The 12,714-nt window shown below is 55.3% G+C and carries 7 protein-coding genes and 5 pseudogenes; all 12 read right to left on the bottom strand.

Annotated features, from left to right (window positions below):
* Positions 1-38: 38 nt before the first annotated feature.
* The 12 genes and pseudogenes from JCM15764_RS07485 to dnaK all read right to left on the bottom strand — a co-directional run bounded on the left by JCM15764_RS07485 (position 39) and on the right by dnaK (position 12,603).
* Positions 39-521, bottom strand: coding sequence for a regulatory protein RecX (locus JCM15764_RS07485; protein WP_054694162.1), 483 nt, complete (start codon positions 519-521; stop codon positions 39-41).
* 1 nt (position 522) lies between these two features.
* A pseudogene (locus tag JCM15764_RS07480) lies at positions 523-1,670 on the bottom strand (type IV pilus twitching motility protein PilT).
* 3 nt (positions 1,671-1,673) lie between these two features.
* Positions 1,674-2,675, bottom strand: a complete 1,002-nt coding sequence (gene recA, locus JCM15764_RS07475) for a recombinase RecA (protein ID WP_054694159.1) — start codon at positions 2,673-2,675, stop codon at positions 1,674-1,676.
* Between the two features lie 167 nt (positions 2,676-2,842).
* A complete protein-coding gene (locus JCM15764_RS07470; RefSeq protein WP_243688546.1) occupies positions 2,843-4,807 on the bottom strand; it encodes a PAS domain-containing sensor histidine kinase in 1,965 nt (654 codons plus the stop codon).
* 169 nt (positions 4,808-4,976) lie between these two features.
* A pseudogene (locus tag JCM15764_RS07465) lies at positions 4,977-6,217 on the bottom strand (competence/damage-inducible protein A).
* Entirely contained in the window at positions 6,214-6,663 is a 450-nt protein-coding gene (locus JCM15764_RS07460; protein WP_054694154.1) for a phosphatidylglycerophosphatase A family protein, read from the bottom strand. Before JCM15764_RS07460 ends, JCM15764_RS07465 begins: the two are co-directional and overlap by 4 nt.
* Positions 6,660-7,830: pseudogene (gene larC / locus JCM15764_RS07455) on the bottom strand (nickel pincer cofactor biosynthesis protein LarC). Before larC ends, JCM15764_RS07460 begins: the two are co-directional and overlap by 4 nt.
* Before the next feature lie 14 nt (positions 7,831-7,844).
* Positions 7,845-8,608: pseudogene (gene larB, locus JCM15764_RS07450) on the bottom strand (nickel pincer cofactor biosynthesis protein LarB).
* 147 nt (positions 8,609-8,755) lie between these two features.
* Complete coding sequence (locus JCM15764_RS22340) at positions 8,756-8,869, bottom strand: phospholipase D-like domain-containing protein (RefSeq protein WP_500778425.1); 114 nt, start codon at positions 8,867-8,869, stop codon at positions 8,756-8,758.
* A 17-nt stretch (positions 8,870-8,886) separates the two neighbouring features.
* Positions 8,887-9,264 (bottom strand): phospholipase D-like domain-containing protein, encoded by a 378-nt coding sequence (locus JCM15764_RS07445; RefSeq protein ID WP_243688545.1) that lies wholly within the window; start codon positions 9,262-9,264, stop codon positions 8,887-8,889.
* 52 nt (positions 9,265-9,316) lie between these two features.
* On the bottom strand, positions 9,317-10,435 hold the full coding sequence (gene dnaJ / locus JCM15764_RS07440; protein ID WP_054694150.1) for a molecular chaperone DnaJ: 1,119 nt from the start codon (positions 10,433-10,435) through the stop codon (positions 9,317-9,319).
* Positions 10,436-10,694: 259 nt separating this feature from the next.
* A pseudogene (gene dnaK, locus JCM15764_RS07435) lies at positions 10,695-12,603 on the bottom strand (molecular chaperone DnaK).
* Positions 12,604-12,714 lie beyond the last annotated feature (111 nt).

Genomic DNA, 12,714 nt, shown 5'->3' with positions numbered 1-12,714 from the left:
AACCTCTGCAAAATATTGTAAAAGCAGCTTGAAAGGAATTAAAAAAGGTTGCCTTGGCAACCTTGCTGCTCATGTAAAACATCCAAAATCAGGGAAAGGGAAAAGCCGCGGCGCTGGAGATAGCTGACAATACGACGTTTCTCCCTGTCATCGGCCTTGCGGTAGTCGAAGCTGCCGAATTTCCTGGCCACGACCGATTCCAGAACCTGCCGCTCCTGGTAATCACCTGTCAGAGATACAAGCACCTCCGAAATGATCATTTCGGCAACTCCCCGGCGCAGCAACTCCAGCCGGATCCGCGGTCCGAAACCGCGCCCATTCCGAACTGCCGACTCCGCCCATTGCCGGGCAAAGCGGCTGTCATCCAGGTAACCGAGCCCTTTCATCCTGGCAACGGCAGCCTCAGTATCGCCGCAGCCAAAGCCTCTTTCCTGAAGCTTGCGCCGCAGTTCCGCCTCGCTGTGATCCCGGCGGGCCAGGATTCTCAGGGCCACGGGCATGGCACCGGCCTTATCACCCATTTCAGAACTTGTCTACTTCCAGCTTCTCCCCTTCTTCGCCTCCCTCCATGGCGAACTGATCCCAGTTGCATCGGAGGTGGAAGAGATGCCGGAAACCTTGAGGGCAAAGTCATCCGGATTGGATGACTGGCGCAGGGCCTCTTCGTAGGTAATCAGCTTTCGGGTAAATAGCTGCATCAATGACTGGTCGAAGGTCTGCATGCCGTAGGTGGTGAAACCCTGGGCAATGGCCTCCGGTATCTGCTTGGTCTTTTCCTTGTCGTCGATGCAATCACGGATGCGGGCTGTACCGATCATGACTTCGACGGCGGGCACCCTCCCTTTGCCGTCGGCTCTCGGTACCAGTCGCTGGGAAATGACACCCTTGATGATACCGGAAAGCTGCATCCTTACCTGACGTTGATGATAGGGGGGGAAGACGGAAATGATGCGGTTGATGGTCTCGGCTGCATCCAGAGTATGCAGGGTCGACATGACCAGGTGGCCCGTTTCGGCAGCCGTGAGGGCGGTCTCGATAGTTTCGAAATCGCGCATTTCACCCACAAGAATAACATCCGGGTCCTGACGCAGGGAACTGGTCAGGGCCTTGCCGAAGGAGGAGGTGTCGAATCCCACTTCACGCTGGCTGATGATGCTCTTTTTATCCTTGTGCAGGTATTCCACCGGGTCTTCAATGGTGATGATATTGCAGTTGCGGCTTTCATTGATGAAATCCACCATTGCCGCCAGGGTCGTCGACTTGCCGCTGCCGGTGGTCCCGGTAACCAGGACCAGCCCGCGCTCTTCCATGGCAATTTTTTTCAGGACCGGCGGCAGATTGAGCGCCTCCAGTGATGGAATGCCGAAGGGGATGGCACGGAACACCATGGCGATGCTACCCCGCTGGGCATAGACACTGACACGAAAGCGGCCGAGGCCGGGTACGCCATAGGCAAGATCGACCTCGAAATTCTCGTCGAAATGCTTCTGCTGCCGTTCGTTCATGATCCCCATGGCCATGTTCATGACATTCTCGGCCGTAAGGCGTTCCGCATTGGGAATGGCCCTCAGCCTTCCGTCAATGCGGACGATGGGAGGCATGCCGGTCTTGATGTGGATATCCGAACCGCGCGCCTTGACAGCTATGGTGAGTATCTCGTTAAGATCCATTTTTTATGCACCCCCTCCGGAGGGTACTGCCTGCTGGGCGAGCTTTTCCTTTATTTCCGCACATATCTCCGGATTCTGCTTCAGGTAGATGCGGGAGTTTTCCCGTCCCTGGCCGATCCTCTCCTTGCCGTAAGAGAACCAGGCGCCGCTCTTGTCGACAATTCCCTTTTCCACGGCCAGATCAAGGATGTCCCCCTCCCGGGAAATGCCCTCGCCGTAGAGAATATCGAATTCAACCTCCTTGAAGGGAGGAGCCACCTTGTTCTTCACAACTTTCACCTTGGTGCGGGAGCCGATGACATCATTTCCCTGCTTGAGGCTGGCAATCTTCCTGATGTCCATACGCACCGAGGCGTAAAATTTGAGGGCGTTGCCGCCAGTGGTTGTTTCCGGATTGCCGAACATGACGCCGATCTTCATTCTGATCTGATTGATGAAGATGACGCAACAGTTGGATTTACTGATGATAGCGGTCAGCTTCCGCAGGGCCTGGGACATGAGGCGGGCCTGCAGCCCCATGTGCGAATCCCCCATCTCCCCTTCTATTTCAGCCTTCGGCACCAGCGCCGCTACCGAATCGATAACGAGGACATCAATGGCGCCGCTTCGCACCAGTGTCTCCGCTATTTCAAGGGCCTGTTCACCGGTGTCCGGCTGAGAAACCAGCAGGTCATCGGTTTTCACCCCCAGCTTACGGGCATAGCCGATATCCAGTGCGTGCTCGGCATCGATAAAGGCAGCAATGCCTTCCGTTTTCTGTGCTTCTGCAACGATGTGCAGTGCCAGTGTAGTCTTTCCCGACGACTCCGGGCCGTAGATTTCGATAATGCGCCCTCTGGGCACGCCGCCGACACCAAGGGCAATGTCGAGGGAAAGGGAGCCGGTAGGTATGGCTGCCACATCGGGCAAGGCCTCTTCATTGCCGAGACGCATTATGGAACCCTTGCCGAACTGCTTTTCTATCTGGCTCAACGCCAGGTCAATAGCCTTCTCTCTTTCCTGCATTCAGGAGCCTCCCGTAATTTTATACCCTCTCCACATAACACTATTAGCTGGAGCGTACCCACAAATAGCACACTTATCAGTGCCTTTTCAAGTTTATCTTTGTCCTGCAGAAGCCGCTTCTGCTTACAGTTTTTCTGCAGCAAACCAATTCATAAATCTCTGCGTTTTCAAAGACCTGTTAAAAAGGGGAGAGCTTCCTGCTGAACAAAGGGGAGTGTAGGCTGCCCTGGAATCTCCTCGAGTGGCAGGAGCAAAAAGAACGAGCTGCCTGATCCCGCCGACGATTCGACCCACACCATTCCGCCATGGGCTTCCACCATCCCTTTGACGATGGCCAGTCCCAAACCGGTCCCCTTGCCTTGGAATTTGTGTTTGCCGCTGGAATGGTGCCTGATGTCCCCCACCTCATAGAACTTGTCGAAAATTTTCAGCTGCTCGTCAACCCTGATACCGATGCCCGAATCCTGCACCTGCACCTCAAGATAGCATGAGCCGCTCTGGTGCTCGTAAAAACCGGGATTGAAGCGAATCAGCAGTTCCGCCTTTTCTGCCAAAGCCTGTCGGTCGACAACTCGTCCCTTGATGATGATTTCACCGCCATCGGGGGTAAATTTCATGGCATTCTCCAGCAGTTCATTGAAAACCTCCTCCAGATACTCACGATCACCATTGAAATAAGGTAGGGCTTCCTGGTTACGGAAACTCAAGGTCTGCTTCCTTTCATTGAGAAGCGGCTTGAATTGTTCCTGCAAGGTTTCGATAATCTCCGACAGCTGCAACGATACTTTTTTTACCGGTGAAGCGCTGGTTTCCAGTTTTATTACAGTCAAAAGATCGCTGACTATCTCGTTCAGTCGATGGCCCCCATTGTATATCATCTCCAGCATGCGCCTTTGTTCCACCGACAGATCCCGGTTGTCCAGGTTGAGGAGATACTCGGCGCCACCGAGGACGCTGGTAAGAGGAGTTTTGAATTCATGGGAAATCATGCCGATAAAGTGGCTTTTCATCCTGTCAAATCTTTCCAGCTCCGCGTTGGCCCGCTCCACAAGGGTCAGATTCTTCCTCAACCGATTCTGGGAAACGGCCAGTTTGTTGCTGCTTTTTTCCAGCAGGCGATGGGAGCGGAGCAGTTCCTCGTTCTTCCAGTTCAGTTCGCTGAAAAGCCGGGACTGCTCTATAACTATGCCGATCTGGCTTCCCATGGTGCTCAGAAATCGCAATTCCTCTGTGGCATAATGCTGCTCCGCACGGGTCAGGATATGCATGATGCCGATCAGGTCCGTTTTCGCCACCAGGGGCGCCGCCGTGATGCACTGCCAACCTTCCTCCGCTGCGGCCAGGGCAATGTGGCATGGAAATTCCTCCAGAGAGTTCAGCACATGGCAACGCTGAACTGACGACATGCGGCAGTCCGATGGGCATTGCAATCTATTATGGGCCAATTTCCCATTAAGTTCCGGAGAGATGTTGATGGAAGCAGCCAGCACCTGGCTCTTCCCGTCGTCTTCCAGAAGGTGGATGGTGCCCCCCTCGGCAGAGAATATTTCCAGAGTCTCCTTGATGGTTGTTTCAAGTACCGTCTGCAGATCGGAAGTCTGGGTACCGGCCAGAATATTATTGAGAATTGATAATTCTCTGTTCCGTTGCTGGATCTCCAGCTTTGCCCGGTGCCTGTAGGTAACATCGCGTACGATAACATGAACCAAATTTTCATCTCCGAGATCGATCAGCCGGGCATCTATCTCGCCAAGGAAGGAAGAGCCGTCGCTCTTTTTGAAGGTAATGCCGTCGGAATGGGCCCGGCCACGGCGCTTCACCCGGTAGACCATCAAGGTGAATTTTCCCTGCTCATCCTCAAGCACCAGATCCTTGCCGCGCATGGCGGCCATTTCCTCCTTGCTGAAGCCGAGGAGTTCACACCCTTTTCGGTTAACCTCTTCCAGAATGCCGCTGTCTGCATTGAAGACAAAGATGGCATTGCCGGCCCCTTCAAGAAGACTCTTGTAGCGGCGGATGGTCTTGTCCACCTCCCGCTGCATTTCCTGCAGTTCATGGGAGTATTCGCTTTCCCTGTGGGTTCTCGTTGTCCCCCCAGCTACCTTGAGGATGACGAGCGAAACCGCCAGCAAAACAACAACAGCCAGGTGAAGAAGGGGTGAAAAAACGGCGGCGGGAAGGAGTGCCTCGGCAATGAGCCTGAGAGCATCAGTCCGATGGAGAGGATGAGGATTTTAACAGCGGTTTTTTTTCTGGCAGACGTCATGATCCACCTGTCATCGTGCTGCATATTGTTGCTTGTTATGGCCGGGCGAGCAGCTCCCTTCGCAGCCAGTTAAGGGCGGCAAACGAGGTGACCAGGCGAACCTGCTCCCGGTCACCATGAAAATTAAAAAGCCTGACCCGGCATTGCTCCTGGCCGGCAAGTGCCATGAACACCGTGCCGACGGGCTTTTCCGCTGAGCCCCCCTCGGGACCCGCGATACCGGTAACGGCAAGAGCAAGATCACTGCCGGATTTTTCCCTTGCTCCACGAGCCATTGCCATTGCCACCTCGGCACTGACTGCACCTTTTTCTTCCAGAAGTTGCGCGGGAACGCCCAACAGATCGATTTTGGCCCGGTTGCTGTAAGTAACAAGACCTTCGAGAAAATATGTCGAACTTCCGGAAAGATCGGTAATGCGTTTGGCAATGAGGCCGCCAGTGCAGGATTCGGCCAGGGACAGGGTAGCTCCTGTTTTTTTGAAAAGACCGGCCACCACCGTGTCGATGGTTTCACCATCCTCGGCAAAAACGCGGCTGCCAGAATGTTCCTGGTCTTGTCACCTACGATGGCGATAATTTCGTCGGCAGTTAGCTCTTCGTCCGCCACCACCCTGATCTTTACCTCAATTTCCGGAAAATTGACGCAGAAGGCAATGGAGGCGGCGGCAAAACCTTCCGTCATCCCTTGCAACATCACATCCAGTTCGGCCTCGGACACACCCGATACTTTGAATGTTTTTGTCCGCAATGTCCTGAGCCGACCGGAGGAAGCAAGTGCCGGCAGCACCGTTTCATCGAGCATGGAGACCATCTCGCCGGGAACACCGGGGAGGAAAAAAAATCTGCAGCCTTCATGGACCAGCGAGAAGCCGCAGGCGGTACCCACCGGGTTAGGTATCACCTTGGCGCTCACCGGCATCAGCGCCTGCTTGTCATTTGCCGGATGCAGCTTTTCTGCCACTTTTTCGGCAAAATTTTTCAGATGAGCCATCGCCTCCAGGTTCGGTTCCAGTGGTGAACCGGCAAGCTTTGCCGCAGCCATGGCTGTGACATCATCCACCGTAGGACCAAGGCCGCCGGTGACGATAACGGTATCGCTCTTCCCTGCCAGCAGCTGGCAGGCATCGACAATATCCTGCATGCTGTCCCCCACCGTCATCTGCAGCGGCAGGTTGACCCCCAGATTATAGAGCCGCGCCGCAATGGTGGCGGCATTAGTATCCACCACTTCGCCCAGAAGCAGTTCGTCACCGATGGAAAGAATGGCAGCTCTCACATGAACCTCAGCAGCAGATGCAGGACAATGGCAGCATAAATGCCGGCCACCACGTCATCCAGCACCACGCCGTAACCGTTTTTCACCCGGCGATCGAAGAAGCGGGCCGGTGGAATCTTGGTGATATCGAAAAAGCGGAACAGGAAAAAGCCTGCAACAATCCCTTGCCAGCTACAGGGAACGCCGGTCATGGTAATGAGAAAGCCGATAACCTCATCGATGACGATCTTTCCCGAATCCTTTTCACCGAAAATAAACTCCGCCCGGTCGGAAGCCCAGCAGGCATAGAAGAAAAAGCCCAGCAAGGTGAGCAGATAAAGGGGAAGCGACAGCCTGGCCAGGACCAGATAAAGGGGGATGGCAGCCAGGGTGCCGACCGTGCCCGAGGCCACAGGGCTGAAGCCGGCACCGAACCAGGTTGCGGAAAGGATGACAAAGCGCCTCATGTTTCCGCCACCTCACGTTCGACGATGCGGTAGACATGCATGAGCGGCAGGCCCTTTTCCGCGGCAAGACGCCGGCATTCCTCGAACTCAGGCACCACACGCCTGAGCAGGGCATCATCCGTGACCACCTTGACTTTCACCGCCCCCAGGCTGGTCAGCCGTTCCTCGACGCTTCGTGAAAGGATCAGCCGCTGGCAGGGTAATACCGGACACCAATAGCTGTGGATTCGGACAGGATCAGCCGTGCCAGTTCATCGCGTTTGTCGCAGGGGGTAATGACCGTTACCTGGGTTCCCGGACGGTTTTTCTTCATCTGCAAGGGGGAAAAGGTTACATCCAGTGCCCCCTTTTCAAAAAGACGTTCCATGAGGAAGCCGAGGAGTTCCGGGTTCATGTCGTCGATATTGGTTTCAAGCACAACGATTTCGTCCCGCTGCAGAGTTTCTGCAGTCTCCCCCAGGACCAGGCGCAACAGGTTCGGCATGTCTGCAAAATCCTTGCTGCCGGCCCCATAGCCGATGGACCTGATCTCCATGGGGGGGGGGCTGCCGAAGGCGGTGCCCAGGGCAGCAACAATGGCCGCGCCGGTGGGAGTGACCCGTTCACCAGGCCGATATTGCCATGGACAGGGAGGCCTTTGAGAAGCTCTGCCGTTGCCGGTGCAGGTACCGGAAGCCTGCCGTGGGCCGTTTCGATATAGCCGCTCCCCAAGGGGAGTGGCGAGACGTATACCGCCTCAATCTCCAGGTAATCGAGACCGATGGCGGCGCCGACAATATCGATAATGGAATCGACGGCACCAACCTCGTGAAAGTGCACATGGCCGATCTCCATGCCATGCACCTTCGCCTCTGCTTCAGCAATTCGGCGAAAGATACGCTGCGCCTTGTCCTTTACCGCCGCAGCAAGGGAGCTTTCATCGATCATGGCAGCTATGTCTGCATAATGGCGATGGGGCTGATCCTGCTCAACCCGCACTTCAAAATGACTGGCGGCGATCCCCTTTCGCCTGACAGGTTCCACAGCCAATTCGTAGGTGGAGGCAGGCAGGCACAGCCGGGCAAGCTCCCGGCGTAGATGTTCAAGGGGCAGGCCCAGCTCAATCATCGCTGCCACCGTCATATCACCGGCAATCCCGGCAAAACAATCGAAAAACAAAACCTTCAAGCCGTTCTCCGTAGCTATATTGTAGAAGATGATTCCCTGTTTATGAGACTGGCGGCATAGGCAGCGCCGAAGCCGTTGTCGATATTGACCACCGTTACCCCGGCAGCACAGGAGTTGAGCATGCCAAGCAGGGCTGCGACCCCGCCGAAGGACGCCCCGTAGCCGACAGACGTGGGAACGGCAATGACCGGCTTGTCCACCAGACCACCGACAACCGAAGGGAGGGCCCCTTCCATACCTGCGACGACGATGATTACCGAGGCGGAAAAGAGCAGTTCCTTTCTGGCCAGCAACCGGTGCAGCCCAGCCACCCCCACATCGAAGAGCGTTTCCACTTCGTTGCCCATAATCCGTGCGGTTATCACTGCTTCTCCGGCAACAGGCATGTCGGAGGTGCCTGCAGAAATGACGACGATCTTGCCCCTCCCTTGGCCTCCACCGGCTTCTGCTCGATGGTCAGGCAGCGCGATTCCCTGTGATAACGGGCAGCCGGAAATTTGTGCATCAGCACCGCTCCCTTTTCCCCATCGATCCGCGTTGCCAGGACATTGTTTCCTTTGGCCATAAGGGCGATGATGATCTGTTCCATCTGCCCCACCGATTTGCTTTCGCCGAAGATGACCTCGGGAAAACCCTGGCGCAGGGCACGGTGATGATCCACCGTCGCACAATCCAGTTCCTCGTATGGCAGGTGCCTGAGGCACTCCAGCGCCTCATCAACATTGATTCGATTTTCTTTCACCTTTTGCAGCAGGAGTTTCAATTCGGCTCGATCCATAGTTGGCCTTGGCTATTGGTTAGCTGTTTGACATGAAGTGGAAAATTGACGGTGGAAGTATACCACTTAATAGGGTAAAGCAAGTATTTTTATCGGCACAGCTGGCGGTGGAAGGGGTATGACTGGAGATTTGAAGCCGCAGCAGGGTCAGAGGCGGTTCAGGTATGCTTTGATCTCCGCGGCCATCTCCGGAGAATCGATCATGACCGAAAGTTCGTTATTGTGCTGCAGGGCGCTCTGTGTAAGGTTGTGGCTGCCGATAAAAACATAACGGCTGTCTATGACGGCAGTTTTAAGATGCTGGTTACGCCGGGCAGATCGAAGAAGACCTTGACTCCTCCTTTGGTAAGAAGAGCCGCTGTCTTTCGATTTTCATCATTGAGCTTGTCTTTTAGATCATTGCTCGTTTCCAGGATAACTGTTACATCGACGCCGCGCCGGGCAGCCTTGATCAGCTCGGCAACGATGGTTCCCGGCCGATTGTTGCGCGATTCAGTGACCTTGAACAGGTAAAAGGAGAAGATAACATTACGGCGGGCGCTCCTGATGCCTTTCACCAGGGCATCGCCGTACTCCTGGTTGCGCAGCAGAGTGGTACTGGCCGTATAACTGCCACCGGCATACACTGGCGAGACAGCGAAGCAAAGAATGGCCATGGCGAAAATCGCCACAGCATCCCTGATCTGATGCCTGATCCCCTTACGCCGTTCAATGGAGCAGGTCCATAACCTTGGAAAAGAAGTTTTTCCGCATGGGGTTCACATCCTCGCCGCTGATCCTGGCAAACTCTTCCAACAGTTCCTTTTGCTGCTTGGTCAGATTGGTCGGCGTTTCCACCTTGATTATGACCAGGTGATCTCCCCTGCCGTATCCCTGCAGCACCTGAATTCCCTTGCCACGAATGCGGAACAGCTTCCCCGACTGGGTACCCTCCGGTATTTTCAGACTGGCCTTGCCGTCCAGGGTGGGAATTTCCAACTCGCAACCCAGGGCAGCCTGGGTATAGCTGATGGGGATCTCGCAGATAACGTCATTGTTTTCCCGTTTGAAGATGGAGTGCTCTTTGACGGCAAGGGCCACATACAGATCGCCATTTGCGCCCCCCTTGGAACCTTGGCCCCCCTCGCCGGAAAGCTTGAGCCGATTGCCCGTTTCGACCCCGGCCGGAACCTTCACCGACAAAGTCTTCTTGTCCCTGACCGTGCCGGCTCCGCGGCAATCGGGGCAAGGATTTTCCACCACTTTTCCTTCCCCGTTACAATGGCTACAGGTTTTACTGACGCTGAAGAAGCCCTGCTGAAAACGGACTTGGCCGGCACCACGGCAGGTGGGGCAGGTTTTAGGCTCAGTACCGGCTTTGGCGCCGCTGCCGCCGCAACTTTCGCATCGCTTTGCATAGGGGACCTCTACCTTCCTCTCGACGCCGAAGGCAGCCTCTTCAAAGGTTATCTCCATGTTGTAGAGCAGGTCATCTCCACGCTTGCCGCGGCTGCGCGGCCTGCCGCCGAAGACATCGCCAAAGATATCACCAAAGATGTCACCGAAGGGGGAACCGGCTCCGAAACCGAAGCCGCCGGAGGAAAATCCACCCCCAGCCATGCCGGCATGGCCAAATTGGTCGTAGGTAGCCCTTTTCTGCGAGTCGGAGAGCACTTCGTAAGCTTCCGTCAGTTCCTTGAATCTGTCTTCCGCCGCCTTGTCCCCGGGATTCTTGTCGGGGTGATGCTGAATTGCCAGACGCCGGTATGCCTTCTTGATCTCGGTTTCAGAGGCGTTTCGGTGTACCTCCAGCACCTCGTAATAGTCGCGTTTATCACCGTTTGCCAAGTTATCCTTCCTTTTCCCTTTTTAAGTAGCCTCGAAAGGAGATTTTTTGTTCCGGCAAGGAAATGGAGGAATTGCCCGGAGACGTACGGACCCTCTCTCTATCTCTCTCCCAGAGGAAGATAGAAGAGAGGATGAGTATGTCGCACAGGCGAGACCGCCGATTGACAGCGCCAGAGCGGAAAAGAGTCCTTTCATAAATACGTATAGGGGCGAACGCAAGCGTCGCCCCTATTTTTAAACCGGGCAGGTAGCAGCCGGTCTATTTCTTGTCTTCCTTCACTTCCTCGAAGTCGGCATCGACGACCTTTTCCCCTTTTGCTTCACCTTCGTGGGCTGCAGCACCTGCCTGTTCCTCGCCGGCGGGCTGGGCCTTGGCGTAGACTGCTCGGCAAGTTTATGGGAAGCCTGCATCAATTCGTCGCTCGCCTTCTTGATGGCATCAGCGTCGTTGCCTTCCATGGCCTTTTTCAGGGCTGCCAGTCCCTCCTCGATTTTCTGTTTCTCGGCAGCATCGATCTTGTCGCCGAATTCGCTGAGGGATTTTTCAGTTGAATAGGCAAGGCTGTCGGCCTGGTTGCGGGCTTCGATGAGCTCTCGCTTCTTCTTGTCCTCTGAGGCATGTGATTCTGCTTCGCGGACCATCTTGTCGATCTCTTCCTTGGAAAGACCGGAAGATGCGGTGATGCGGATCGACTGCTCCTTGCCGGTGCCAGATCCTTGGCCGAAACGTGAACGATGCCGTTGGCGTCGATGTCGAAAGTGACCTCGATCTGGGGTACACCGCGGGGTGCAGCGGGAATGCCGGTCAATTCGAAGTTGCCAAGGGTCTTGTTGTCGCCGGCCATTTCCCTTTCGCCCTGGAGAACATGGATGCTCACTGCCGGCTGGTTATCGGCGGCAGTGGAGAAGATCTGGCTCTTGCGGCAGGGAATAGTGGAGTTCTTCTCGATCAGCCTGGTCATAACCCCGCCCAAGGTCTCGATACCAAGGGAAAGCGGCGTTACGTCCAGAAGCAGCACGTCCTTCACGTCACCCTTGAGCACTCCACCCTGGATAGCAGCACCGATGGCCACAACTTCGTCAGGATTGACGCCCCGGTTGGGCACCTTGCCGAAGATGTCCTGGACTCTTTTCTGAACGATTGGCATACGGGTCATGCCGCCGACCAGAATCACCTCGTCGATGTCGCTGGGAGAAAGCCCCGCATCCTTGAGGGCGGTACGGCACGGGCCTTCCAGCTTGTCGATGAGGTTGGCGCAGATCGCTTCCAGTTTTGCCCGGGTAAGCTTCAGGTTGAGATGCTTTGGGCCACTGGCATCGGCGGTGATGAACGGCAGGTTGATATCGGTCTCCATGGATGAGGAAAGCTCGCACTTGGCCTTCTCTGCAGCCTCTTTCAGACGCTGCAGTGCCATTTTGTCATTCCTGAGGTCGATACCCTGATCCTTTTTGAATTCGTCGGCAATCCAGTCGATGACGTTCTGGTCGAAATCCTCACCCCCAAGGAAGGTATCCCCATTGGTGGACTTAACCTCGAAAACCCCTTCTCCCAGTTCAAGAATGGAAATATCGAAAGTACCGCCACCCAGGTCGAAAACGGCGATTTTCTCGTCCTTCTTCTTGTCCAGGCCATAGGCAAGAGCGGCCGCAGTCGGCTCGTTAATGATACGCAACACGTTCAGGCCGGCTATCTTGCCGGCATCCTTGGTGGCCTGGCGCTGGGAGTCATCGAAATACGCCGGTACGGTAATGACCGCATCGGTCACGGTCTCACCCAGGTAATCCTCGGCGGTTTTCTTCATTTTCTGCAGTACCATGGCCGAAATTTCGGGAGGTGAATATTTCTGCCCCCGTACCTCCACCCAGGCATCGGCATTATCGGCCTTGACGATCTTGAAGGGAGAGATGGCAATGTCTTTTTTCACAGCCTCCGATTCGAACTTGCGGCCGATAAGACGCTTGATGGCAAAGAGGGTGTTCTCCGGGTTGGTTACCGCCTGGCGCTTGGCCTGCTGGCCGACCAGACGCTCACCGCTGTCGGTGATTGCCACCATTGAAGGGGTTGTGCGGCTCCCTTCGGCATTGGCTATAACAATGGGTTCGCCACCCTCCATGATTGCGACGCAGGAGTTGGTGGTTCCCAGGTCTATTCCTATAACTTTGCTCATTTAAACTCCTCCTTTTGAATATCTGTATCTAAAAGCTAGTCATCACCGGCAAAAGCAAGGGGACAGGTAAAAAAAGTTCGAAGTTCGAAGTTCGGAGTTCGGGGTTCGGGG

It is taken from the genome of Geotalea toluenoxydans JCM 15764 (assembly GCF_001311985.1).
GTDB lineage: Bacteria > Desulfobacterota > Desulfuromonadia > Geobacterales > Geobacteraceae > Geotalea > Geotalea toluenoxydans.
This window is presented reverse-complemented; position numbering and strand designations above follow the sequence as displayed.

Bases quoted from the DNA above. Each gene is read 5' to 3' on its own strand.
- JCM15764_RS07460 (WP_054694154.1), bottom strand. From the start codon at position 6,663: ATGAGGCGCTTTGTCATCCTTTCCGCAACCTGGTTCGGTGCCGGCTTC.
- JCM15764_RS07485 (WP_054694162.1), bottom strand. From the start codon at position 521: ATGGGTGATAAGGCCGGTGCCATGCCCGTGGCCCTGAGAATCCTGGCC.
- JCM15764_RS07445 (WP_243688545.1), bottom strand. From the start codon at position 9,264: ATGGCCATTCTTTGCTTCGCTGTCTCGCCAGTGTATGCCGGTGGCAGT.
- recA (WP_054694159.1), bottom strand. From the start codon at position 2,675: ATGCAGGAAAGAGAGAAGGCTATTGACCTGGCGTTGAGCCAGATAGAA.